Raw genomic sequence first — 24,756 nt, 5'->3', positions numbered from 1 at the left:
CTAAGCCCTGCCCATAATTGTCATTTCTCCTTGTCGCGATCTACTCCTCTCGTTTGCTCTCGATCTGCTTCCGAGTTCAGGAAGGATTTCATTCAAAAAACAGCCTATGCAATTGACATTTCACACTGCTCTTGCTTGAGCCAGTAGAGCACTTGCAAGCGTTCTTTGGCGGTTGGCGTAGCTGCTTGGCGTAACTGTTCTACGAGGTCATCCACATTTTCCTTCACGTCAATTGAGGTGACACCAGCCATTAGCAGAGCGGACGAAACAACTCCTCTCAGCCTAGCTTATCTGCCCTCCGTCTAATTTAAATTGGTATAAGCATTTTATCCCCTAAAACTACACGACAAAAAGCGCAGGATCAGCGACAGATAGCGCGTAACGCGACAGCACCCGGAGCGATCGCTGCAAGTTGCGTTCAGCCAGAAAACTCAAGCCAAAACTCAGGCCGAAAGCGGCTGAACCGATCAGAATTCGTTTGACTTGCATCCGAGGGGCTTGGTACTCCATCCGGTCTTTTTCTTTAGCCTGCTCTACTGTTGCCAGCTTATCCTAGGGCTCTAAAGTCCGGGGGAAGCACCAAGGCTAATTGTTGACCTTGCAAAAGCTTCTTAAGGGCGAAGTGGACTTGATGGGACTACTTGGTTAATCATCGGCTGATTCTGCGGCTGGCTAGCGGGTGGGGCACAGGGACGGCCTGTGGCATCAACAAAGTAGCAATTTTGGGCTCCGAAACTAGTCGAAGCTAGCTCCACTCTTGGAGTGTTTTGATTACATAGTTTGCCTAGGTCAAATGTTTGTCCACTTTCCGCTTGGAAATAGCAAAGGGGTACATCCGTGCTGGGATTTGCGACAGCAGGGTAAGCTGCCTCGGTTACGGGCAATTGGCTGAAGGCAGCTTCTGGCAAAAAGGTGGTTAGGGCCGCAGCGAGTAAGGCGGTTAAGGGTAAAGATCTCAGCATTATATTTGACCTCATGTTTTGCTAAATGTGTTTTTTAAGTGGTCACTAACCCGATTTGCATCACAGCTCGGACTGTGATGACTACTCCTAATAAGGAAATGCCTAAAGCCCCTAATGCGGGTAGGACTCGGACTAATTGCGTTTGGACGGGCAACCCCTCAAAGAGGCGCTTAGTGCAAACCAGAAGTAAGCCCAAGCCAGTCAGCACTCCTGCCAGCCCCAAACTAAAGGCCAAAACTAAGATGACACCAAAGCCGACGCGACCTAAGGCGATCGCGCTCAGCAGCAGCACTAAAGCAGAAGGGCAAGGCAATAAACCGCCAGAGATGCCTAAAGCCAGCAAGCTCCGCCAAGTCACTGGGGCGCCATCCGCTCCAGGTGGCAAATGCGAGTGAGTGTGAGCCCCATGACTGTGGGTGTGAGCATCTAAGTGAGCCTTATGCTCGTGCTCCTGAGGATGAGGGTGGTCATGAGCGTGAGGATGAAGGTGGTGCTCGTGTTCATGAGGATGAGGGTGGTCATGAGCGTGAGGGTGATCATGATCATGACCATGCAGATGACGGTGAGCAGATTTCTGACTTCTACGCGATGACCAACGACTGAACCATTGGTTGTCGCGCATGCGACTGAAGAACAAGTTCAGGCCCAGGCCAACGACAATAAGCCCAGAGATCGCACTCAACCAAGGATAGAGCTGTTCTGGCAGAATGAATTGAGAGGCAAAAAGGGCGACTAGTCCTAGGGCGAAGATACCTGTTGTATGGGCGATGGTAGTAGTCAGCCCTAAAAACAAAGCATGCTGAACCGTGGCGCGTGAACCGACTAAGTAAGCTCCAACAATGGTTTTGCCATGCCCCGGCGTTAGGGCGTGCATGGCTCCCCAGAGAAAAGCTCCGGCGATCGCGATCGGTACACTTGCAGCTAGTTGCCAAGGCGACCCTTGGATTAAGGCAGATTCCTGATTTTCAGGGCTAAAGATGGCATTTTGCACTTGTCCTTGATGAAAAATGGTCGCTAGACAACGGGCTGTAGGCACCCCTGGCAAAAACAAGTCGTAGTAAATCTTTAGTCCTTGAATCGGACGGAGCCAGGTGTAGGTCAGGAGTAAAGTGCTATGAGTCCCTGCCGTCGCTTGCAGATTGGGTGGTAGTGTAGTTGTGTCAGCGGGTTGAACTGTTAAAGTACTGGTTTGGCGCTGGGAATCGGTGAGTCGAATGCGATCGCTCAAGAAACCCTCAATCTCACTTTGGTGTTTGCCGACTTCCGACGCAGAAAGCTGATTATCTTGGTTATCATCCACTGAGGTCATTAGCCCCGTGGGGAAGGTAAGAGTTATTTGAGCTTGAGTTTCAGCCACCCTAATCTCTGCCACAGCCAAGTCTGCCCAATGTGATTGACCTGGCGCTGCCGTCGCTCCCCAAAGCAAGAGAGACCCCAACAGTGAGAGCAGACTGAGCCTGATCAGGCGATACCACTTTCTATTCATAACAATTTTTATTCATTAACAACGTCAATCTCGCTTCTTAACAAGATTTCAGCTCAATCCTAAAAGTCCTACACCTAACCCCAAAGCCCGCTGAGCTTGCTCATCAAAGGTGGGGTCTGTTTCTTGAGCTAGTTGGAAAAATTTTTGCGCCTCAGCCGAGTTGCCTAACGCTTGTTCAATCACACCCGCTCGATGAAATAGCCCTGCATCTCGAATTCCCGATCGCAAAGCTGTCTGCATTGTTTGCTGCGCCTCTTGCCAGCGACCTGAACTAGAGAAGGCCGAGGCTAAGGTATCTAGAGTTTCGGCATCCCGACGGACCCTTACCTCTTGCTGCATTAAGGTCAATGCCTCCGTCAGATCCTGACGTCTGCCTCGTTCTAGCAATAGGCGAGCCAGTTCGCGCCGATGACCAAAACCAGCCAAATCTTCCCGTAACCGAGCCTCTGCTTGATCTCGCCAAGATTGGGCCGCGACCGGATCTCCTAACAGTTCTTTCACTCGTGCCATGCCACGCATCACCACATGATCATGAACCGTTGGGGACTGTTGAGAAGTCAGAGCAAACTGAGAGTAATAACGCTCTGCCGCCCGATAATTTCCCTGCCGTACCTCTAATTCCGCTAGGTTCAGTAGGGCTGGGGGATACTGGGGTAAAATCCGCAATGCTTCCTTGTAAAGTGCCCGTGCTTGCAGCAGTTGTCCACGCTTGAAATACAACCGTCCCAAGAGGGTACGCGCCCAGACAGAACTCCCGGTTTCCTCTGGTTCTTCTACGGCGATCGCCTGTTGTAGATCTTGAATCGCTGCTTGATCTTGGCCTTGAGCCACTTTCACTAAAGCCCGCTGCGTCAAAGCTCCTAGGGAAGGAGTTTGTTGCACAAGTTGCTCCGCCGCTGTGTTGGCTGCGGAAATATCACCTAGGGCTAAGTAGGCAGTCGTCGCAATAGAAGGTGCATCCGAGCTACCTGGGGCTTGCTTCAACAGCCGAATGGCCTCAGCAAAATCGTGCCTAGCGGTTGCCACTCGCGCCAGCACCGAAACTGCTTCAGAGTTAGAGAAGGGCAAGTTAGCCAGCGACTGTTGCGCTGTTTGCTCTGCTAGTAAATACCAACTGCTCTCCCCGGTGGCACGTGCCATTTTTAAGTAAACTCTAGCCAGGGACGCCCGATTCAGCCCTCCTTTGGGGTCTGAGAGAATTCGAGTTTGATAGAAAGCCATCTCTCGTTCCAGCACCTGCGTCACATTGCCAGGATTAGGGCGAGAGAATTGGTAACGATAGATGGGATCGAGCTGGGCCTGAGACTGCTGTTGCCACAAGTGTAGGCCAAGCGGAATCAAGACGAGCAGCCCCACAACAGGCAAAGCCACCAAACGTGGTGATGCTAGGACAGCTCTGAGCCTACTGGGCCAACCTACTGAAGCGTCGTAGTCCATTTGTTTCACAGCCTTTACTCCCTAGTGCTCCCATCTCATCTATATTTGCGGCACATCTCAGTCCCCCTGTGCCCTACCTGGCACGTAGATTCCCCCACCAGCGGGGAGAACAGCTCTGAGAATTTTTCTCAGCTGGGGGATCAAGATGCGATCGCAGTTCGCTTAGTTAGGCAGTGCTAAATAAGGGAACGCAGGCTCTAAAGCCTTGTGGCCCTGAGCAGGATTACCAGGTTGACCTTCATAGGAGACGTTGTCGCTCAGGGCTTGCCCAGCCACCACGCTTAAGGTGATATCGATCACGTCATCTTTGATCAAGCGACCCCGAATCGGGCTACCCTTGGCATTGAGCGCATTAGCGTAGCCACTCGGTCCTGCAGTATCAATCCGCATGACATCGGGCAGAAAGGCACCCAGTAAGGCATCGGCCCGTGCTTCCGGGTTCCCAAAAGCCAGGAGGGTCTGTTTGGCTTCTCCCACAATGGGGCCAGCAATATTAGCCGCAGGTTGTCTGCCCGCTAACGCCGCCGCTTCAAAATCAGGTCCCACACTGTTTAAGGCATTCAAGAAATCATTGGTTACAACCAAACCTTCGTTGATTGCGGGTCTGGCTAGCCGCTCTACCTGGGTAAACTTGCCGTTTGGTCCCGTTGCTGAAATGGTTTCCCAAACATCGAAAGTTGTTGTAGCGGTGGAGCCTTGCAGAAACTGGATGGGGACTCGCACGGCGATCGCATTGACGTTGTAGCCCTTGGCAAAATCAATTGCGGTGCTAGGGTCGCGGAAACCTACTTTTGGCCCAATGCCAAGTGCCCCTCCCCGGACTCGGAAATATTGCTCCACATCAAAGAAGAAAGGATCTTCTCGTAAACCCGCAAAAACAGAAAACTGAGAGCCGCCAAGGGCCACCTGACTGACTTGGGGAGCGGTGTTTAGCGCCGTAGTTTGCAGCATCTGATTTGCAACCAGGGTAGCCCCGTCGCGAATTGCCGTCAGCTTAATGCCTTGTTGACCCTTGGCATTGGGTGCGTCAAACTCAAATCGTAGAGTGACATCTGGTACTCCTGTGGGAGTGGCATCATTGTTGCCAACTCGCGAGACCTTAAACTCATATCGGGCTTTGGTGCTGAAGTAGTATTGCTGACGAGCCAGCGATCGCGGGTTCGTGTTCATAATGAAGATCAGATCACTGGCTGAAGCGTTAGGATTCTGATCTTTTTCTCGAAAGACAAATAGATCGGTCAAATTGAGATTACGACCTTTAGTATCGACTTCACCATCATCGTGGTCTGACGCTTTCAGGTATTGAGGAACTAGGCCAGCAGTCAAAGCAATCCCTAAAGCTAGCAGACTCAATTTAGCAACAAAGCCAAAGCGAAGGCGAAAAGAAGTTTTAGGGGCAGTCGTGGTTTTAGGCAACGAGGGGCTCACCTCATGAACAGGCGTAGGGAGCTTAGGCATGATAAATATCTCCTAAAAAAATGGCAGAGTTACTGCATCCAGCCGCAGCAGGACGGAAGCTTGGCAAGGTTTTTGACAAAATACTTAGGTCAAGGGAGCTGAAGAGCGTTGCTGTTTTTTAGCTTTCAATTGCCTCCAGGTAGCCCCAGCACCCAATGCCATCAGGCCCAGAGCGGCAGTAGGTTCTGGGACGCTGGTGGGTGAGTCGGGTCGAGCAGCGGCGCTCACTCCGGTCAAAGCGATCGCATAAGTACCATGGGTTGCACTGGTTCCAGCAAAACCGCTCAGGGGCAATTCACCCCCTGGCCCAGTAGGTTCTAGGACATCATTAGTGCCAGTCGCGAAAATATTGCCATTGGTACTGACGGGGTTGTAGCCAGCACTCGCGATCGCCAAATAGTAGAAACCTGCTTGGCTAGGAGAAAACTCGCCAGAAAGCAGCGTCGGCTGTAGGGAGCCAAAGCTGTCATCGTTACCGTAGATTCCTTGACCTTCTGCGTCAAATAGAAATAACTGCGGATCTTCAAGCAGAGCAGTAGGTGCTCCGAGAAGCTGATTGACTGGCAAATCCACCAAGGTTTCTAAACTGATCGTGGTAGCAGAAAAGGTCTGTCCCCCAGTCAAAAAGATTTGAAATAGATCAGCATCGTTGTCTCCCAAGGCCCCACCCAAAAACTCTAGCAAAGCCGACCCAGAGGGAATGACTTGAGCTGTGTTGAGGGTTTCGCCTGCATCTCCACTTTCAATCAAAGTGACCGCATGACTAGGGCTAGCGGCCAGAAATGCCCCTAACGCCGACAGCAGTATTGCTGGTATAAATTTTTTCATTGATTTTCCTCTTAAGGAGGTTTTCTAAGTTCTCTCATTCACCCAAATAGAGAGTGTCTATAGCAACGCTCGCTGGAGCTAGGACAAAGTGAAATTTACTATGTCTTAAGTGGTATACCTTAAGTTAAATACGGCAATCACACTCCTATCACGCTCCCAAAATCTCGCAAAGATTATGTAAAATAAATTACATCGCCTCAAACCGAGATCCGAGACACAGTCTATTAATGAGTTGGGTCGGTCTATAGAGCATGGCTGAAATTACTTGAGTGCAAGCCAGACACGGAGAACATACAGTCATACTGTGTTCGACCAAGCCAGCAATTTCCAGACCAAAAACTGCTCATTTTCTGTTCACTTTTGTCGATTGGCGCTTAGCTAATCTCTTGGTGCCACAGGATTTCGGTCAGCCGAGTCATACCCATTTTGAGGTGGCGACGAAAGGTACTGAAGGGGACATCGAGTAACTCAGCGACTTGTTCTTGGGTCGGAGTGGGCTGAAGGTAGGTATGATAAAGCGCTCGGTAAAGTTTTGCTTCCCGATGAGAGGCTTGTAACGACTCGGCTGCTTCCTGAACTAAGTGCTTCAAAACCGCTACTCGCTCAGCTTTACCTGCATTGGTCGGCGATCGCTCCATTACCAGTCGAGATTGCAACAGGGGGTTGTGATAGAGCTGATCCGGATGGGTGAAGTGTCGCAACAAATCCCGCACCGCAATCGCAAAAGCAGGTTGGCTTAGAACCAGGAGAGGTTCGCCCAAGGGTGCGGGGGTAGCGGCCTGCGCGGAAGCAGCAATTTCTCGCTGAGCTAATAACTCCTGCCAAGCCGTTGGTGACACCACTCGCCAATCATGCCCATAAACGCCATAGCGCTGCTCCCCTATGGTGAAGTCTGCCTGCGGGAGGCGGGCTAAATCCGCATAGGCGAACATGGCCGCCCAAAAATCTGGATCGGCACAAGCAAAGAAAGTGAAGGCCAGTTTCGGTGTGAGGCGATGATGCTGAACAAAATTAATGAAGATCAAGCTTTGGGTCGGGGAGACAGCCTGGTAAGTTTCTCGTGACATCCAAAAACGGAATAATGTCGCCCCTTCGCCCAAACGTAAAGGAGCATAGGTTTGGAGATAAGACCATGCGGCTTGGGTGCCTGGATCTCCGGCTAAATCTACGGCAGTGGCTTGGTGCAAAGCTAGAGTCATAACAAAGCCGACTAGTTGCTGCTCTACATCTCTAAACACCAAGACGTTTTGGGGTTGTCTTTCGAGCCAGTAGTCTGCTAACTGGGCTGAAGCTGCTCCCTCATGGGCTGTGACGATTTGGAGCAACGCTGCGCGATCGCTCGGACGGAACGTATCCGTGACTAAACTGCTGGTTTCTTGCCAAGTAAAGCGAGGGCGAACGGCAGGATTATCCCGATGCAGAAAAATGTAGTCGAACAGCACCCGATGTTGTTCCTGACCCTGAGTTTGTCCGAGGCGATGAGTGTAGTAGTGGCGCGATCGCTCATGGAGTTCGGCGTACCAATCGGGATTGCGCCAACGCAAATCAGCTACTAACACTTCACGGGCCAGATCATGGGGAAAGAGACCTGCTCGCCCCGACTCCACAAAAGACAGCGATCGCAACCAGTCGAAGAGTTCATGCACATCCGGTTGATCGAGCATGACCGCAAGCAAGGCTTCTGTGGTCAACCGGACTAAACTACAAGCTTCCAAAGCAATGCGGTGAGCAGAGCTAGGTACCTCTTGCACAAATCTCTCTAGCAGATTCTTGACGACATCTGGGGCAGCTTCGGGCTGAAAATTTAGCCCCTGTCCTTGGGCAAAGACATCCGCGACTAGAGATAAAGCCAAAGGATACCCATAGGTAAAGTTGAGTACGACCTGATGTTGGTTCACCGGGACGGCTCGCTTGATCAGGTAATCTCGGCTTTCCTCTGGGCTAAGGTTCCGTAAGGGTAGAAGATGCATTAAAGCTTGCCAGCCTGAATCAGTCCGCCAGCCCGCCGCAGGCGCATGACGACCCGCAAGTACAGTGAGGATATTGGCAGGAAGCTGAGGTAGAAATTGTTCGCGCAGCCAACGATCGAGGGGAGCGAGGTTTTCGTAAGTATCGAGCAGAAAAACTCGCCGACCTGTTTGAGCAGCTAAAGCAACTAGAGGAGAGTCGGTCGGGGCCAAATTTAGACTGCATCGCAGGGCTTCTACAAAAGACTCTGGTGAAGGCTCAATGTTGCGGGCATCTAGTTGGATAACGGGTATCTGGGCGGGCTCGCAGAGGCGGACAAACTCTCCCAGAAGTGTGGTTTTACCAACCCCACCTGGACCAAAAACATGCAGGACATAAAATGGCAACTCAGGTTGATTGAGAGTTGACTGAAATAGGTGGCGCTCGTGGGTACGTCCTACGAATCGCTGCTGGCGTAACGCCTCTAGATGCTCAGACAGAGATAGCATGAAAAGTCATAGAAAAAGTGCGGGGAGCTGAAAACCCCTATGACTCATCATAATCGGTGCATCTCGCTTCCCATTAACATGGCCTCTAGTTGGCAGAAGGTCAGCGGCTTAGACACTCTTAAACGCCCTTAGTCTTTTGATGTTCAATATATCGCTGAATTGTTACTCGGTTCAAATTGCTAGCGATCGCTGTAAGTTGTGTTCAGTGGAAAAACTCAAGCCAAAGCTCAGCACAAAGGCTGCTGAGCCAAGCAGTTCAACAGCGCCCTAAATATGTGCTGGAAGGGGATATTTCTGATTACTTCGATAACATCTCGCACTCAGCCCTCACCGCTACAATGCATCCTTACCTATTTAGGACTACCCCCCACCGATGATGTATTGCATTTACAAATCAGCATCCCTCGTTACTCACACTCCTTTATTAAGAAAATTTACATTTCTACTTTCACACGAGATAAGCGCAATTATGAATAAAAGATGAATAAAATATGAAAGAAATATGAAAACAAGCAGGCGAATTGGGCGATCACCAGCCAGCAGAAGGCAATTTTGGGCAGCCGCTGGGGTTTTACTAGGACTTTGGATGAGTGGGTGTAGTCCGTCGCCTACCAATTCACAGAGCCAAGCCAATACTCCGCCAAGTCCCACAGAAGCGGGAACGAACGCAAACAACCCAAATACACAGGGCAAAAAGGTCATACTCACCACGTTTACCGTCCTTGCTGATATCGCCCGTAATGTAGCCGGGGACGCTGCAATTGTCGAATCTCTGACTAAACCAGGGGCTGAGATTCACGGGTATCAACCCACCCCCAGGGATCTAGTCAGAGCGCAAAAAGCCAACCTGATATTGGATAACGGTCTCGGACTAGAGCGCTGGGCGCAGAAGTTCTACGGCGACCTCAAGAACGTTCCCCATGTAACTCTGAGCGAAGGCGTTCAACCCGTTGATATTTCTGAAGACCTTTACAAAGGCAAACCCAATCCCCACGCCTGGATGTCACCTCAAAATGCCCTGATCTATGTGGAAAATATTCGCAAAGCCCTAGTTGAACTAGACCCGCCGAATGCAGAAACCTACAATGCTAATGCCGTAGCCTACAGCCAGAAAATTAAGGACATCGATCGGACTCTGCGAAAAGAGCTGGCAGTCATTCCCCCAGACAAACGCTACATGGTCAGTTGTGAAGGCGCATTCTCCTATCTGGCTCGCGATTACGAGCTGAAGGAATTATATCTGTGGGCGGTCAACTCCGAGCAGCAAGCCACGCCTAAACAGGTCGAAAAGGTGATCCAATCGGTGCGGCAGAACAAGATCCCCGTCGTGTTTTGTGAAAGCACCGTTAGCGATGAAGCCCAACGTCAAGTAGCGAGGGAAGCCAGTGCCAAATTTGGTGGGGTTTTCTATGTCGATTCCCTCTCCTCCGCCGATGGACCTGTGCCTACTTATCTCAAATTAATGCAGTACAACGTCAATACACTGGTTAAGGGGTTGCAGGACCGTTAGAAATTCAGAGTCGTTGTCAAAATTTTTTAGAGGTTAATTGCAATGCGCTCAGTCGGTATTGAAGTTGATAATGTCACAGTTACCTACAACGGCAAGGTCGCCTTGCATGGTGCTAATCTTCTACTCGTCTCCGGCTCGATAGGCGGGCTAGTCGGAATGAATGGCAGCGGTAAATCGACGCTGTTCAAGGCAATTATGGGTTTTGTCAAACCAACAACAGGGCAGGTGCTGATCAACGGGATGCCGATCAGATTGGTGCAAAAAAAGAACATAGTGGCTTACGTTCCTCAATCAGAGGAAGTGGATTGGAATTTCCCTGTGAGTGTCTGGGATGTGGTGATGATGGGTCGTTACGGGTATATGAATGTACTAAGAATTCCCAGTCCAGTTGACCGCAGAATCGTGGCGGAGAGTTTAGAGCGGGTGCAAATGACCGAATTCCAAAACTGCCAGATTGGTGAACTTTCAGGCGGACAAAAGAAACGCACCTTTCTCGCTCGTGCCTTAGCTCAACAGGGAACCGTTATGCTGTTAGACGAACCTTTTACCGGGGTAGATGTCAAGACAGAAAAAACGATGATTGAGCTGTTGATTGAGTTGCGGGAGTTGGGCCACACCATCTTGATATCCACTCATGACCTTGCCTCGGTTGGCACTTTCTGTGACCAAGTAGTGTTAATCAACCGCACCATTTTGGCTTACGGACCCACCGCAGAAGTATTCACGGAAGAAAATCTCACTCGTACCTTCGGAGGTAGGCTAAGCGGTCTCCCCCTCAGCCAACAATTAATCAAGCCCTCACCTGAGGAGAATGTGTAATGGACACTGGATCAATTTGGCAATGGTTTGTGGCACCCTTACAGTACGAGTTCATGGTCAAGGCGATCGCGGTCAGTGCTTTGGTTGGGCTTGTCTGTTCAGTTCTGTCCTGCTACATGACTCTTAAGGGTTGGGCGTTAATGGGGGATGCGGTTTCTCACGCTGTGATGCCTGGGGTAGTACTCGCCTACATTCTTAAGATCCCCTTCGCGATTGGGGCTTTTGTCTTTGGGGTAAGTTCAGTCCTCGCCATCGGTTTTATCAAGTCCAAAACCCGGATTAAGGAAGACACGGTGATCGGGCTTGTATTTACAGGGTTCTTTGCCTTTGGTCTGGTGCTGATCTCGAAAACGCCAAGTACTGTGGATTTGACTCACATTCTCTTTGGCAATGTGCTGGGGATCTCTAATCAGGACATAATCCAGACGGTGCTCATCGCGGTGATTACGCTGGTTACGATCCTGGTGCTGCGTAAAGATTTACTGCTTTTCTGTTTTGACCCAACCCATGCCCGCTCGATTGGTTTGAATACTGTTGCGCTCTACTATATCCTGCTATCAGTGCTTTCCTTAACGATTGTGGCGGCACTACAAACTGTGGGGATTATTCTAGTCGTAGCCATGCTCGTGACTCCTGGAGCGACCGCCTATCTGTTAACAGATAGATTTGACCATATGATGCTGATTGCTGCGGCTTCTGGGGTGTTCTCTAGTGTCATGGGGACTTACATTAGCTACCACATTGATGCTGCGACTGGAGGCTGCATTGTGGTCTTGCAAACTCTGATCTTTGTCGGCACGATGATTTTTGCTCCCAAGCACGGTCTACTGGTAAGGGCAAGGCAGAAGCAAGCGGCTTAAAGCTAGTAATATCAAAATCCGTCTGTATACAGATGAGATGGTAGTGCATTAAATCATTATGGGATAGGAGGAAATATCGTGCCAGCTCCACGATCGCGTGGTTAATCCTGCCCGCTGTGCTGCTGTGGTTTTGAATCGGCTATGTTGCCAGATCCAGTTGAAGTAGCTCACCACTAGGCGAGTTGTCACTCTCGTTTGTTCCCACACCTTGCCAAACTTATTCTGTCGTCGTTCGCGTAGCGTGCCGCAGGCTTAGCCATCTTCCCGTTTGTTGCCGTATCGTTCCATTGGGGCGCTCTAATCGCTGGGTTGTGTCTTTGCCAATATGGTGCTGAATCTCACCAGGTAACACTCGTTCGTACCCTCCCCAGTCATCCGGATTCAACTGCTTGCACGCTGTTTTTCCTTCGGGGCTGACCCCTAACTGCTCAATGAACACATCAGTGTGTTTGCCCACACGGGCAGCGAGAATTAAACCACTACAACGGGCGAGACTTAGCCCAATCCAGCAATCTCCCTGCTCCCGTTCTTGGGGGAACGGCTATTGTCACACTGCTTTCTATTCATGCAGGAAGTCTATTATCTGCTGGCTCAAGGGGATTTGCTATCCTCAGGAATAAAAACGTTGATGAACTAGAGCCATCAAAAATTATGCAAATTATTTCAGAGGCGATCAAAACCATTGGTATTGTTGGCTCTGGAGTGGCTGGACTGACAGCCGCTAGATTTCTACAAACCGCTGGATTTACTTGCGAGGTTTTTGAGAAAAGTCAAAGATTGGGCGGAGTATGGGCAGTAGGATATCACACCTTTGGGCTACAAGTCCCTCATTCGTTTTATGAATTTCCTGACTATCCTATGCCTGAAAACTATCCTGACCTGCCGTCGGGTGAGCAAATTCACGCCTATTTAGAAGATTACGCCCACAACTTCCAAATCTTTGACAAGATTCGTTTCAACTGCACTGTTAAGCAGCTTGAACCAATTTCTGAAAATCGCTGGATTCTGCACTACACAAATCAAGAAACTGGGGAAACAACCCAAAAAGAGTTTGATTTTGTGGTTGTCTCTACTGGACTTTACTCTAATCCTTATATCCCTCGGATTCCGAACCAAGAAGTTTTTTCTGGCAAGGTTTTACACTCCTCAGGGTATCAATCTCCCGATCTGCTGAAAGGTCGCAAAGTCGTAATCGTGGGATTTGGTAAGAGTGCCTTAGACATCGCTACCGATGCCGTGCAGTGGGCAAAGGAAGTCACTTTAGTTTTCCGTAATGCTTACTGGCCCGTTCCCCTGCGGGTGTTAGGACTGATTGACTTTAGAGTGATTTTCTTAAATCGTTTGATCGGTGGATTCTTACCGCTCTATCAACGTCCCTACAAGTGGGAAGAAAATCTCCATAAGTATTTTCCGGGGCTGGTTTGGGGCTTCTGGCGGTTGGTAGAGCTTTTATTGAAGTTGCAGTATTCACTGAAGGAATGCAACTCTATTCCATCTCATCCGGCTGAGGCAGGGGTATTCGCGCATGGGTTTGTGCCGCGAGGTGAAACCTATAAGCTGATGCATCAAGGGGCGATTCGAGTTCAACGTACCACCATCGGGCAGTTTACATCTGATGGTTTAGAGTTGGCAAATGGCGTTCACTTGGAGAGTGAGGTTGTCATCTTTGGCACAGGTTGGCAGCCCAATTACAGCTTTTTGCCAGCAGCATTTCAATCTACTGTGGATGAGGATGGAGTTTATCTTTACCGCCATATAATTCACCCTGATTTGCCAGGTTTGGCATTTGTCGGCTGGGCTTCAACATTTTCCAATTCGCTGACGGCTCACTTAGAGGTTATCTGGTTAATTCACTTACTAAAGGGCAAGATTCAACTGCCCGATCGCGAGGTGATGTGGCAGGAGATTTCCCAGATGAAACACTGGAAACGCAGCTTTATTCCGCCTGTTGCTGGACGCGGTTCGCTGCTACAAACGCACATGTGGCATTATCACGATGAATTGCTGTGTGATCTCTCGATTAATCCCTACCGCAAACCCAATATCATTGCTGAGTGGCTTCAGGATTATCGCCCCACTGATTATCGTGATCTCTTGACAGACCCAGCGTCACCAATGTAAGGGAGTAATGTAAAGCAGTGATGAGCCTGAGAGAGTAGCACTGCAAGGCCAGGGTTACTACTTTTTGAGCGGTAATATTACTGACACTGCCGTATTTTTCTCTAGAGATGGGCATACTATGGAGCGCCTTATTGCTCTGAGGACTGGGACATGGATGCGATCGCTAATTTGTTGGGCTATTCCATCAATGAACTGCTCTATTCAGGTTCTCGAACCCTAGTTTATCGAGGTGTGCGAGAGAGCGATCGCCGTCCAGTCGTGATCAAACTGCTGCGGAATCCATTTCCTAGCCTCAGTGAACTCGTACAGTTCCGCAATCAATATACGATCGCCAAAAACCTCGACCTGCCCGACATCATCCAACCGCTAGCTCTGGAGTTCCATGAAAATGCCTATGCGCTGGTGATGGAGGATATCGGTGCGATCTCGCTTTCGGAATATCAAAAGACAGAAGGAAAAGGGCAACCGGAAGAAAGTTTGTCTAGCCTCTCGTTAGCAGACTTTCTCCCAGTTGCGCTGCAACTATCCGTGATCCTGGATGGACTGTCTCATTACCGAGTGATCCATAAAGACCTCAAACCCGCCAATATCCTGATTCATCCCATCAGCAAGCAGGTGAAGCTGATTGACTTCAGCATCGCCTCGCTGCTACCTCGTGAAAGCCAGGAAATTCAGAATCCCAATATGCTGGAGGGCACCCTTGCCTACCTCTCTCCAGAGCAGACGGGGCGGATGAACCGGGGGATTGACTACCGCAGCGATTTGTATTCCCTCGGTATCACGTTCTACGAACTGCTGACGGGGCAGTTGCCTTTTGCATCCACCGATCCGATGGAGCTGGTGCATTGTCATTTAGCCAAGCAACCAATTCCGCCGCATCAACTGGATAAGGAAGCAGGAGAGATTCCAGAAGCTCTCTCCCAGATTGTGATGAAGCTGATGGCGAAGAATGCCGAAGACCGCTATCAAAGTACATTGGGGCTGAAGCATGATTTAGAAACTTGTCTCTCTCAGTGGCAGGAAACAGGCAGAATTGAGCCGTTCAAGTTAGGTGAGCGCGATGTCTGCGATCGCTTCCTGATTTCTGAAAAGCTTTACGGTCGGCAAACCGAAGTGGACACGCTCCTGGCTGCATTTGAAGCAGTCAGCACAGGTAGCACCGAAATGATTTTGGTCGCCGGCTTCTCCGGTATTGGCAAAACGGCGGTTGTGAACGAAGTCCATAAGCCGATCGTGCGTCAGCGGGGCTATTTCATCAAAGGCAAGTATGACCAATTCCAGCGCAATATTCCTTTTTCCGCCTTTGTTCAGGCGTTTCGCGATCTCATGGGGCAGCTACTTAGCGAGAGTGATGCTCAGATAGCGCAGTGGAAAGCTAAGATTTTGGCTGCGGCTGGCGAAAATGGCAAAGTGCTGATTGAGGTGATTCCAGAACTGGAACATATCATCGGTGAACAACCGCCTGTTCCAGAACTCTCTGGCAGCGCCGCGCAGAACCGTTTTAACTTAGTATTTCAGAAGTTTGTGCAGGTCTTCACGATCGCTGATCATCCATTAGTCTTGTTTTTGGATGATTTGCAGTGGGCAGATTCGGCATCGCTCAAGCTGCTGCAACTGCTGATGCAAGATACAGGTCATTTGCTAGTCATTGGTGCCTATCGAGATAACGAAGTCTCCCCTGTGCATCCGTTCATCGTGACCGTCGATGCGATTCAGCAGACGGGGGCAACGATGAATACGATGACGCTAAAACCGTTGAGTCGCTTTGATGTCAACCAATTAATTGCCGATACGCTGAGCTGTGATTTAGCAATTGCTGAACCGCTGACAGAGTTAGTGAATCAAAAAACGCAAGGAAATCCCTTTTTCACAACCCAGTTTCTCAAGGCGTTACATGCCGAAAAGCTCATTACCTTTGACTTAGAGGCTCGGCATTGGCAGTGCGATATTGCTCAGGTCAGAGCGGCAGCCTTAACAGATAATGTCGTTGAGTTTATGGCGCTTCAGCTCCAGAAGTTGCCTGCTGAAACACAGGAAGTCTTAAAGCTAGCCGCCTGTATTGGGGCGCAGTTTGATCTCAATACATTGGCGATCGTCCTGGAAAAATCCCAGACAGAAACTGCAACTGATCTCTGGAAAGCCTTGCAAGAAGGGTTCATTCTTCCCACGACTGAAATCTATAAGTTTTTTACTGCTACCGAACAGTTTTCATCCACTGCATCCGTAACCGAATCTGTTGCCAACCCTCATTACCGATTTCTGCACGATCGTGTGCAACAAGCGGCTTATTCCCTAATTCCTGAATCGCAAAAGCAACAGACTCATTTGCAGGTTGGGCAACTGTTGCTGAATTCGCTTGATGCGGCAGGGGTGGAAGAAAAGATTTTTGATATTGTGAACCACTTCAACCTTGCGGTTGATCTGATTGCAGATCAAGCCGAACAAGAGCAGCTTGCTCAGTTGAACTTGACAGCCGGACGCAAGGCAAAGGCATCGACTGCTTATGAGCCTGCACTCAAATATTTGCGCCAGGGAATTAAGCTACTCGCTCAGGATAGTTGGGATGTACAGTATCCACTGACGCTGGATTTATATGTACAGACTGTTGAATTAGAGTATCTCAATACTAACTTTCCAGAAGCACAAGCCCTGTCTGATGTTGTTTTAGAACATGCTCAAACGCTACTCGAGAAAACCCGAGTTTATGAGCTAAAAGTGCAATTTTACAACGCCCAAAATCAGATGGTGAAGGGAGTTGAACTGGGTTTGGATGTGGTTAAACAGTTGGGCGTTTCCCTCTACCAACTCCCTGAAAACCCAGATGGATGGACGAAGTTGCCGAGCTTAGCAGATTTGGATCGGATGCCCACGATGAGCGATCCTCACAAGCTGGCAGCATTGCGGTTGCTGATGGTAATCAATCCTGCGGCATTCGTCACCTCCTTTACAACCTATGCTCAGGTGATTCTGACGATGGTCAATCTGTGCCTTGAGCATGGCAACTCTGGGGTGGCGGCGATCGCCTATGGGCACTATGGCTTAATTCTCTGCGGCATGGGTGATATTGAGGCAGGCTATCACTCTGGACAACTTGCCTTGAAACTCCTAGAAAAGTTTAGGTCGAATGAATTTAAGAGCAACGTTTACTGCCTGTTTAATGGCTTTACTCGACATTGGAAAGAACATGCTAAATCCTGCTTGCTCCCCTTGCTAGAAGGAATCCAGAGCGGGCTAGAAACAGGCGATATTGAGTTCGCAGGCTACAACACATTTTTGTATTGCGACAAAGCTTTTAGCATTGGCCAACATCTGGAAACGGTTGAACAAAAGCAGCGATTACACATCGATCTAATGGTGAAATTCAAACAGGAATTTACCATTTATCACGATAAGGTTTGGCATCAGTTAATCCTGAATTTCCAGGGATTGTCTCCAGAGCCAATTCGGTTAATCGGCGAGAGTTTTGATGAAACCGAAATGTTGGGGCATCTCAAAGCGACAAACAACGGCATGTCCCTGTTCACCGCTTATGTTGCCAAAACAATGCTGGCTTATCATTTCAGAGACTATGCTCAGTCCTTACAGCATGCAATCACTGCGGTAGAATACGCGGGCGGCGGTACAGGAACCCTGGCTTCGGCAACTCACAACCTGTATCACTCCCTCGCGCTCTTGGCGTTGTATCCTGATGCTCAATTGGCGGAGCAGGAACAATATTTAGAGAAGATAGCAGCCCATCAACAGGTGATGCAGAAATGGGCGCAATATGCGCCGATGAATCACCTGCACAAATACTATCTGGTTGAAGCTGAGCGTTATCGGGTCTTAGGCAACCAAGCTGAGGCGATCGCCCATTATGATCGCGCCATCAGCTTAGCGAACGAAAATGAATACATGAACGAAGAAGCACTGGCGAACGAACTTGCCGCAAAGTTCTACTTGGCATGGGGCAAAGAAAAAGTTGCCCAGTCTTACATGATCGATGCTTACTATGCCTATAGTCGCTGGGGTGCTAAAGCAAAAGTTGATAATTTAGAACAGCAATACCCCAAATTGTTAGCACTGATTTTGCAACAACGGCAGCAGAATCTCTTTTCAGCCGAGACGCTTGTGTCCCGTACGGTTGGCGCATCAACATCAGACAGCACCAGCGTCTCGGCAGCACTTGATCTGGCGAGTATTCTCAAAGCCTCTCAAGCCCTCTCCAGTGAAATTGAGCTAGAGAAGCTAATCTCTGCCCTGCTCCAAGTGGTGATGGAAAATGCCGGAGCTGATAAATGCATGTTGCTGCTACCCACAGAGGATCACTGGGCGATCGAGGCCATTGCTCAAGTTGGGCAACCCCCTATTATCCTAAAATCCCTTCCTCTTGACATCAGCCAGGTAATTCCAGCTTCGGTGATCAATAAGGTTAAACACAGCTTGCAGCCCCTAGTCATCGATCGCGCTGTTACTTATCCCACCTTTGCGGGAGATCCTTATTTTCTGCAACAGTCTCCTCAAAGCGTCTTATGTACTCCCATCCTGCATCAAGGTAGATTGATTGGGATTTTATACCTAGAAAATCACCTAACAGTTGGGGTGTTCACGGGCGATCGTGTTGAAGTGCTCAATCTCCTCTGTGCCCAAGCCGCCATCTCCCTAGAAAACGCTCGGCTTTACCAGCAAGCCCAACAGGCACTGACCGATTTGCAACAAGCCCAACTGCAAATTGTGCAAAGTGAAAAGATGTCTGCTTTGGGTAATCTCGTGGCAGGGGTGGCTCACGAAATCAATAATCCCATTGGCTTCCTGAGCGGCAATATTAAGCCTGCTTTAGGCTACATTCAAGATCTCTTTGGGTTGATCGACCTCTATCAACAAAAGCATCCTAATCCAGATCTAGACATTCAGAATGAGATTGAAGCGATCGACCTGGATTACATCCGTAAAGACTTACCCGCAGCTATTAGTTCTATGCGAGAAGGGGTGAAGCGGATTCGAGACATCAGTACTAGCCTCAGAACCTTCTCTCGCGCTGACAGCGATCGCTCTATTGCCTTTAACCTTCACGATGGTCTGGATAGCACCATTCTGATTCTTAAACATCGCCTCAAAGCCAACGAAACTCGCCCTGAAATTGAAGTGATCAAAGACTACGCTCAGTTACCTCTAGTTCAGTGCTTTGTGGGGCAACTGAATCAGGTATTTATGAATCTGCTCAGTAACGCGATCGATGCAACCGAGGACTCCAATCAAGGACGTAGCTTTGCAGACATTAAAGCCAATCCCAATCAAATCACAATTCGTACGGCCTTGACTGAAAATGGTCAGCAGGTTGTGATTCGAATTCAGGACAATGGCGTGGGCCTGTCTAGTGAAGTCAAACAAAAGATGTTTGACCATCTGTTCACCACAAAGGCAGTCGGGCAAGGAACTGGGTTAGGATTGGCGATCGCTCGTTCAATCGTCGTTGAGAAACATGCAGGCACATTGGAAGCCAACTCAACGCTGGGGCAGGGGACAGAGTTAGTCATTACACTTCCGGTGCAAACAACCGTTCCCACAGTTTCTAGATAAAAGATTGAATCGCACACTCTTTTAGATCTTTCCGGAAATCTTAACCTCAGAGGCTTCGCATATACCCGAATCTGGCTAACATCAGCTTCTGAATACCCTTCCGTTAAGGCCACAACTACTGAGCGCAAGATGAGAACACGATGGATGGTGTAAATAAGGAAAACCAGGGCACTCTATGATTGCCCCTTCATCTCAAATTGTTGTTTGTAAAGTAATGATGAAGACGCCCCACATACGATACTCCCTGACTACCTAACCTAACGTAAAGCTATGAGGCGAAAGTTCTCCCTCACTTTGGACCGAACGGTCCTTCTTGCTATCTTAACCTTGCCAGTGATTCACTTTGGCGTCTCGAAGATAGTCTTGTTTGTTTCAGAGAATGGGCTGAGTGCAATCTGGCCTTCTGTCGGCATTTATTTAGCTGCTGTGTTGTTGTGGGGATTTCGCATTTGGCCAGCTATCTTGCTGAGCGAGCTCCTCGTCAATCCACTGTTTTACGGGTACGACAAAGTATGGGTTAATAGTGCTGCATCGCTCATCGGCTTATTTGATCCATTGCTGATGGCGTTTCTGATTCAACGGCTAGTTAGACATCGCAACTGGCTGAGGCGATCGCAAGACATTTTCAAGTTTGCAGGAGTTGTCTTACTAGAACCAATATTCACCAGCATCCTAGGAACCCTGGTTTTGTGCCTCGGGGGTGTTACTGCCTGGGAAGCGTTTAGCTCATCTTGTATAACCTGGTGGGAATCCATTGTGATTGGAGCCCTCACTATCACGCCAACCTTGCTTGCTTGGAGTCCGCGCTTTAGTGACAATAAACCACTTCCTCGTTCTTGGATGCTTGAAGCGGTATTGATTTTGTCCCTAACTGTTGGTATCAGCTACTTTGCCTTTGGTAAGGGCGGATATAGTGTTGAGTACATGCTACTGCCAGTATTGGTTTGGTCCACTTTCCGGCTCAGGCTAAGGGAAGTGACTTTGCTGATTACTGGGGTATCAGCAATTGCCATTTGGGGAACAGCCCACGGTTGGGGAACGTTTGTTCGGCCCTCGATTCATGAATCCTTGGTGCAGTTACAATCCTTTATGGGCGTCATAATGCTGACCAATTTGGTTCTAGCGGCGGTGCTCAGCGAGAACCGTCAAGCGGAACTGCAACTAAAACAGGCCAATGAAGACCTAGAACAACGGGTTGAGGAGCGAACCATTGAACTGAAAACTGCTCTACAAGATTTGCAACGAACTCAAGCACAGATGCTTCAAGCCGAGAAAATGTCCAGTCTGGGTCAGCTTGTCGCAGGCGTTGCTCACGAAATTAACAATCCGGTCAATTTTATTCATGGCAACCTCAACCATATTCAAGAATACATACAGAATTTGTTGAGCTTTGTGCGCCTATATCAGCGTCACTATCCTGATGCTACTCCTGAAATTCGAGCTGAAGCGGCGGAGATCGAGCTGGATTTTTTGCAAGAAGACCTGCCCAAACTGTTGTCCTCTATAAGAGTAGGAACCGATCGCATTCGTCAAATTGTTTTATCATTACGAAACTTCTCCCGTATAGACGAAGCTATGATCAAACCGGTGGATATCCATGAGGGTATCGAAAGTACCCTGATGATTTTGCAACATCGCCTGAAAGCGAAGGCTGAAAGTCCGGGGATTGAGGTGATTAAGGACTATGGCATCCTTCCCAAAGTAGAATGTTATGCTGGACAACTAAACCAGGTATTCATGAACGTTCTAGTGAATGCGATCGATGCCCTGGAGGAGCTCAATGATAATCGCACTTATGAGGAGATCAAGGCATGTCCTAGGGAGATTAGGATTCGCACTGCTAGGGTCAATGATCAGTGGGTGCAGATTGAGATCGCTGACAATGGACTTGGGATGCCCGAAGTGACAAAACAACGTATCTTTAACCCATTTTTTACTACCAAGCCTGTAGGCAAGGGAACAGGCATGGGCATGTCAATCAGTTATCAAATTATCGTCGAAAAGCATAACGGCAAAATAGAGTGCTTCTCCGCTCCTAAAAAGGGAACTGAATTCGTAATTCAAATTCCTATTCAACAAGTGACTAATCTGTCAGTGTAGTAGCCTGGAAAGGCGGTCGTGGTAGATAGCCTAAGAGCGCTTGATGAAAGTGAGTAATGCCAAATTCGAGCTCCTCTGCTAGTTGTACCCGATATGCCTTGGAATGAACTCCCATTTGCAGTGAACGGACCGCCATAAAGTCTTCATTCAAAACGCGGTCGAACTCCAGTCGAAACGCTGCCTTGTCATAAGGAAATGCTTCCACCTGAGCCTCAGTTTGATAAATAAACACCTCAAACTGAGTGGTTTCAGGAGTGAGAGGCGTTAATTTAAACACTGAAACCATATCTCTTGCAGTGTTTACCATCAAGTTGGGAAAGATGAAGCCCTGATACGACTTATGCTTGGGTTTACCTGGGAATGAGGGATGTATCGCCACAGAATCCTCGGCTGTCCAGGGAACACTAATTTGATAGTGCCGCCCGCTAGGTGTGTATTGAATACCACTAGGGTCAAAGCAACGCAAGCTTTGGGCATGCACCACAGGTAAGTGGTAGCACTCTAGGTAATTTTCGATCGGAAACTTCCAGTTTGCAGGCTCCTCATAGAACCAGTGATCAACTTCCCGCAACGCTTTCCAGGGTTGTTCATACTGCTCTAGGTAAGCTGGAAAGCCAGCTAGGTAATCTTGTAGGGATTCGCCTTGTGATTCAGGGTGAACAAAAATAAACCCTCCCCAAGTATCAACGCGTCCTTCAATTAAACGGGTGTTTGACTGATCTAGAGTGGGAAAACATTCTGCACGAGGCAGCCCTTTAAGATTACCCTCTCGATCAAAATTCCAACCGTGATAGGGACAGATGATGCGATTGCAATGCCCCTGCCCATCTAACATTCGTGCTCCCCGATGCGGACATACATTATGCAGCGATCGCAAAGTTCCATCATCGGCGCGAATCACAAGCATGGGTTGGTCGCCCAGAGTACAAGTAAAGTAATCGCCTGGATGTGCCACCTGCGATTCACGTCCCACCCATTGCCAAACTTTGTCCCAAAGCGATCGCCGTTCTAGCGCAAAAATCTCTTGACTAAAGTAGTAGTAGTTAGGCAATCCTGATGCTGCTGTATCGGTGGGCAAATTCCTATCTGCAAGTGGCTCTTTAGACAGTAGACTCATACTGCTACATCCTATTGCTAAGTTTCTAAGCAACCCCTAAGTCTAGAGAACTTGTGGGTGAGATTGCTTCCAAGGCTAACTCCGTCCACCACAAATCCATTGCTTCCATCACAGCACAAAAACCGGCTTCAAACTGGTGAAAACTGGTATCTTTGATACAGTGAGCCAGTGTTTTTTGCAAGTTCTCCTCATGCTCTGGCTCCCATTCATTCAGATGCATATCAAAGAAATAGCGCAAATTATAAGGCATGCTTCCAGCAATGACCTGCTCAATGATTTGCATCACAATCATTAGTTCTGAGATGGAGGTAGCCTCAATGGCATATACAGCACCGAAAGTATAAGCTGCTTCTCGGTCACTTAATGCTTGCATACTTTCAAGTAGGTGCAATGTTGCAATCGACGGGATCGTATCTTTGATCGGGAGATTCAGCCCTTCCTCAAGCCCTTCTGCTAAGAGGTCATAATGCGAAATGCCTTGGGTAAGACTTCCTAGTTCCTCAGCAATGTTCTCTTGCACCTTGCTAGCAACTTCTAGCCAGCCAGCTTCGATCGCCTTGTCTTCTGAGGACTTGACAAAGGAAACGAGCTCTTTTGGAAAAATAGAATATTGACGTATCACATAAACAAGTTGAGAAAAGCTTGCCTGGTTGAGGGATCGAACAATAGGATTTCTCTGTGGGTCAACAGCAATGTATACCTCAAGCATTAACTGGTTAAGATATTTCAATAGTTCATCAAATTCGTTCATGTCCTGCTCTCTTCATCTATGGAGAAGTAGGTCAATCAGGCTTTATGATTAGCCCAGAAGTGCTAAGGCCTGAAGAATAAGACCTCTTCAAACCAGCCTTGTTAAGACTTTTGAGTACCGATAAATGAGATAAAAATGAATACGATTAAGTGCTTATACGGTTAATTTCTCATCTATGAGTCAGTTCTCAGCAAAAACACCAAGTAGCGCATAAAGTAATTAATCTCATTTAGAATTCTGATAAGCATCCGTAAAATCGCGATAGATTCTACTTTTTGATGTCAAAATAAAAAACTTTGTTATTATGCTTTTAAGGAAAAACACGGTTGTAAATTGCTCTGAATTGTCCTGAAACGCTGGGTTTATTCAGAATAAGCCTTCGCCTAACTCAAGTTCAGCTCAACTTTATCTAAGCTTTATCCATGACGTGGTATGGCAGAGTCAGTCAGAGCAAGCGTTGAGAAGGCCACAGAGAACTATACCCTCCAGATCAAAAGAACAATAAAGAATTATGCACATTAAGGAATGCTATTGATACCGCTGCCTTTACCCCTCCGCCTCCCACTTCCAGGTTAGATCCAGCAGTAAGGATAGGTTGCTTGACTGGTATTTTTGGTGAAATTCACGATCGCGCCAATTAGCTCATCAATATTGAAAGGTTTAGACAAAAACTTTTGAAAACCCCAGGCTACAGCTCCTCGATTGTAAGCAGGTTCTGAAAGCCGAGTACTATATCCACTCATCGCGATCGCAGGGATAAATTTACAGGAGTCTGCCTGAAGGTTTCTAACGGTATCGAGCAGCTCGTAGCCACTACCGTCGGGTAACTGCAGGTCACTAATCAGAATATCTGGTTGACATTCTGCCACTGCTTGAAGCGCTGTTTTTACGTTTACAGCGGTGAGGACTTTAGCGCCCAAGTGAGTTAAAAACAAATCAAACAGAGCTAAGGTTTCAAGGTCATCTTCAATGACGAGAATTGCGACCCCATCTAGGGGTAACAACGCCTCTAGTTCGTCACTCACAGTATTTCGTTGCATCCGTTACTCTCCTCCCACAAGGCTGCACTACATCCCACTTCTTTAGACTTCATGAAAAGAACATTCACCGTTAAATCAGCCATTACTTATAATCTTCTCAAATAAAACAAAGCTTTATCAAAAAGGTAATCGTTCAGGGGGTGCCGCTATCAGTGGGTATCAGGGATGGTACAGGCAGACCTTGACGAGCAGCCCGACAAGCCTCAACCAAATAATCCAACACTCGACGATCTTGTGCACGCAAGGTGGTGA

Annotated in this window: 19 protein-coding genes; 6 read left to right on the top strand and 13 right to left on the bottom strand. The window is 48.5% G+C overall.

Annotated features, from left to right (window positions below):
• Positions 1-104 precede the first annotated feature (104 nt).
• From KME12_25545 to KME12_25510, 8 genes are all read right to left on the bottom strand, one after another.
• Positions 105-251: a hypothetical protein gene (locus KME12_25545; protein MBW4491136.1), complete on the bottom strand. Its 147-nt coding sequence runs from the start codon at positions 249-251 to the stop codon at positions 105-107.
• 88 nt (positions 252-339) lie between these two features.
• On the bottom strand, positions 340-510 hold the full coding sequence (locus KME12_25540) for a hypothetical protein (GenBank protein MBW4491135.1): 171 nt from the start codon (positions 508-510) through the stop codon (positions 340-342).
• A 101-nt stretch (positions 511-611) separates the two neighbouring features.
• Entirely contained in the window at positions 612-962 is a 351-nt protein-coding gene (locus KME12_25535; protein MBW4491134.1) for a hypothetical protein, read from the bottom strand.
• A gap of 34 nt (positions 963-996) precedes the next feature.
• Positions 997-2,448, bottom strand: a complete 1,452-nt coding sequence (locus KME12_25530) for a sulfite exporter TauE/SafE family protein (GenBank protein MBW4491133.1) — start codon at positions 2,446-2,448, stop codon at positions 997-999.
• A gap of 48 nt (positions 2,449-2,496) precedes the next feature.
• Positions 2,497-3,885 (bottom strand): tetratricopeptide repeat protein, encoded by a 1,389-nt coding sequence (locus KME12_25525; GenBank protein MBW4491132.1) that lies wholly within the window; start codon positions 3,883-3,885, stop codon positions 2,497-2,499.
• Between the two features lie 162 nt (positions 3,886-4,047).
• Positions 4,048-5,343 (bottom strand): DUF4331 domain-containing protein, encoded by a 1,296-nt coding sequence (locus tag KME12_25520; GenBank protein MBW4491131.1) that lies wholly within the window; start codon positions 5,341-5,343, stop codon positions 4,048-4,050.
• An 84-nt stretch (positions 5,344-5,427) separates the two neighbouring features.
• Complete coding sequence (locus tag KME12_25515; protein MBW4491130.1) at positions 5,428-6,171, bottom strand: DVUA0089 family protein; 744 nt, start codon at positions 6,169-6,171, stop codon at positions 5,428-5,430.
• A gap of 374 nt (positions 6,172-6,545) precedes the next feature.
• Entirely contained in the window at positions 6,546-8,141 is a 1,596-nt protein-coding gene (locus tag KME12_25510; GenBank protein MBW4491129.1) for an ATP-binding protein, read from the bottom strand.
• 1,072 nt (positions 8,142-9,213) lie between these two features.
• Between KME12_25510 and KME12_25505 the strand changes: the two genes are divergently transcribed.
• The 3 genes from KME12_25505 to KME12_25495 are packed head-to-tail and all read left to right on the top strand — an operon-like array spanning position 9,214 to position 11,816.
• The gene (locus tag KME12_25505) at positions 9,214-10,137 is read left to right on the top strand and encodes a metal ABC transporter substrate-binding protein (protein MBW4491128.1); all 924 of its coding nucleotides are present in this window, start codon (positions 9,214-9,216) and stop codon (positions 10,135-10,137) included.
• Positions 10,138-10,179: 42 nt separating this feature from the next.
• Positions 10,180-10,956, top strand: a complete 777-nt coding sequence (locus KME12_25500) for a metal ABC transporter ATP-binding protein (protein MBW4491127.1) — start codon at positions 10,180-10,182, stop codon at positions 10,954-10,956.
• Positions 10,956-11,816 (top strand): metal ABC transporter permease, encoded by an 861-nt coding sequence (locus KME12_25495; protein MBW4491126.1) that lies wholly within the window; start codon positions 10,956-10,958, stop codon positions 11,814-11,816. Before KME12_25500 ends, KME12_25495 begins: the two co-directional genes overlap by 1 nt.
• 48 nt (positions 11,817-11,864) lie before the next feature.
• Here KME12_25495 and KME12_25490 read toward each other — a convergent pair whose 3' ends face one another.
• Both KME12_25490 and KME12_25485 read right to left on the bottom strand, forming a co-directional pair.
• The gene (locus KME12_25490) at positions 11,865-12,005 is read right to left on the bottom strand and encodes a hypothetical protein (protein ID MBW4491125.1); all 141 of its coding nucleotides are present in this window, start codon (positions 12,003-12,005) and stop codon (positions 11,865-11,867) included.
• A gap of 28 nt (positions 12,006-12,033) precedes the next feature.
• Complete coding sequence (locus tag KME12_25485) at positions 12,034-12,321, bottom strand: IS1 family transposase (GenBank protein ID MBW4491124.1); 288 nt, start codon at positions 12,319-12,321, stop codon at positions 12,034-12,036.
• Between the two features lie 146 nt (positions 12,322-12,467).
• Between KME12_25485 and KME12_25480 the strand changes: the two genes are divergently transcribed.
• From KME12_25480 to KME12_25470, 3 genes are all read left to right on the top strand, one after another.
• Positions 12,468-13,937 carry an NAD(P)/FAD-dependent oxidoreductase gene (locus KME12_25480; protein ID MBW4491123.1) on the top strand — a complete coding sequence of 490 codons (1,470 nt, stop codon included), beginning with the start codon at positions 12,468-12,470 and terminating at the stop codon, positions 13,935-13,937.
• A 150-nt stretch (positions 13,938-14,087) separates the two neighbouring features.
• Complete coding sequence (locus KME12_25475) at positions 14,088-19,496, top strand: AAA family ATPase (protein ID MBW4491122.1); 5,409 nt, start codon at positions 14,088-14,090, stop codon at positions 19,494-19,496.
• 1,089 nt (positions 19,497-20,585) lie between these two features.
• On the top strand, positions 20,586-21,596 hold the full coding sequence (locus tag KME12_25470) for a hypothetical protein (GenBank protein ID MBW4491121.1): 1,011 nt from the start codon (positions 20,586-20,588) through the stop codon (positions 21,594-21,596).
• Here KME12_25470 and KME12_25465 read toward each other — a convergent pair.
• From KME12_25465 to KME12_25455, 3 genes are all read right to left on the bottom strand, one after another.
• The gene (locus KME12_25465; protein ID MBW4491120.1) at positions 21,580-22,713 is read right to left on the bottom strand and encodes an aromatic ring-hydroxylating dioxygenase subunit alpha; all 1,134 of its coding nucleotides are present in this window, start codon (positions 22,711-22,713) and stop codon (positions 21,580-21,582) included. The two genes, KME12_25470 and KME12_25465, sit on opposite strands and share 17 nt — an antisense overlap.
• Before the next feature lie 25 nt (positions 22,714-22,738).
• Positions 22,739-23,464 carry a DUF3865 domain-containing protein gene (locus KME12_25460; GenBank protein MBW4491119.1) on the bottom strand — a complete coding sequence of 242 codons (726 nt, stop codon included), beginning with the start codon at positions 23,462-23,464 and terminating at the stop codon, positions 22,739-22,741.
• A gap of 572 nt (positions 23,465-24,036) precedes the next feature.
• Entirely contained in the window at positions 24,037-24,504 is a 468-nt protein-coding gene (locus KME12_25455) for a response regulator (GenBank protein ID MBW4491118.1), read from the bottom strand.
• Between the last annotated feature and the right edge of the window lie 252 nt (positions 24,505-24,756).

Origin of the sequence: Trichocoleus desertorum ATA4-8-CV12, from assembly GCA_019358975.1 — a bacterium.
GTDB classification, from domain to species: domain Bacteria; phylum Cyanobacteriota; class Cyanobacteriia; order FACHB-46; family FACHB-46; genus Trichocoleus; species Trichocoleus desertorum_A.
Note: the sequence above shows the minus strand (reverse complement) of the source record. Positions and strands in the feature narration are given on the sequence as shown.

Excerpts from the sequence above, each read along its gene's own strand:
- KME12_25545 (MBW4491136.1), bottom strand. The coding sequence starts at position 251 with ATGGCTGGTGTCACCTCAATTGACGTGAAGGAAAATGTGGATGACCTC.
- KME12_25540 (MBW4491135.1), bottom strand. The coding sequence starts at position 510 with ATGGAGTACCAAGCCCCTCGGATGCAAGTCAAACGAATTCTGATCGGT.
- KME12_25535 (MBW4491134.1), bottom strand. The coding sequence starts at position 962 with ATGCTGAGATCTTTACCCTTAACCGCCTTACTCGCTGCGGCCCTAACC.
- KME12_25530 (MBW4491133.1), bottom strand. The coding sequence starts at position 2,448 with ATGAATAGAAAGTGGTATCGCCTGATCAGGCTCAGTCTGCTCTCACTG.
- KME12_25525 (MBW4491132.1), bottom strand. The coding sequence starts at position 3,885 with ATGGACTACGACGCTTCAGTAGGTTGGCCCAGTAGGCTCAGAGCTGTC.
- KME12_25520 (MBW4491131.1), bottom strand. The coding sequence starts at position 5,343 with ATGCCTAAGCTCCCTACGCCTGTTCATGAGGTGAGCCCCTCGTTGCCT.
- KME12_25515 (MBW4491130.1), bottom strand. The coding sequence starts at position 6,171 with ATGAAAAAATTTATACCAGCAATACTGCTGTCGGCGTTAGGGGCATTT.
- KME12_25510 (MBW4491129.1), bottom strand. The coding sequence starts at position 8,141 with ATGCATCTTCTACCCTTACGGAACCTTAGCCCAGAGGAAAGCCGAGAT.
- KME12_25505 (MBW4491128.1), top strand. The coding sequence starts at position 9,214 with ATGAGTGGGTGTAGTCCGTCGCCTACCAATTCACAGAGCCAAGCCAAT.
- KME12_25500 (MBW4491127.1), top strand. The coding sequence starts at position 10,180 with ATGCGCTCAGTCGGTATTGAAGTTGATAATGTCACAGTTACCTACAAC.
- KME12_25495 (MBW4491126.1), top strand. The coding sequence starts at position 10,956 with ATGGACACTGGATCAATTTGGCAATGGTTTGTGGCACCCTTACAGTAC.
- KME12_25480 (MBW4491123.1), top strand. The coding sequence starts at position 12,468 with ATGCAAATTATTTCAGAGGCGATCAAAACCATTGGTATTGTTGGCTCT.
- KME12_25475 (MBW4491122.1), top strand. The coding sequence starts at position 14,088 with ATGGATGCGATCGCTAATTTGTTGGGCTATTCCATCAATGAACTGCTC.
- KME12_25470 (MBW4491121.1), top strand. The coding sequence starts at position 20,586 with ATGGGCGTCATAATGCTGACCAATTTGGTTCTAGCGGCGGTGCTCAGC.
- KME12_25465 (MBW4491120.1), bottom strand. The coding sequence starts at position 22,713 with ATGAGTCTACTGTCTAAAGAGCCACTTGCAGATAGGAATTTGCCCACC.
- KME12_25460 (MBW4491119.1), bottom strand. The coding sequence starts at position 23,464 with ATGAACGAATTTGATGAACTATTGAAATATCTTAACCAGTTAATGCTT.
- KME12_25455 (MBW4491118.1), bottom strand. The coding sequence starts at position 24,504 with ATGCAACGAAATACTGTGAGTGACGAACTAGAGGCGTTGTTACCCCTA.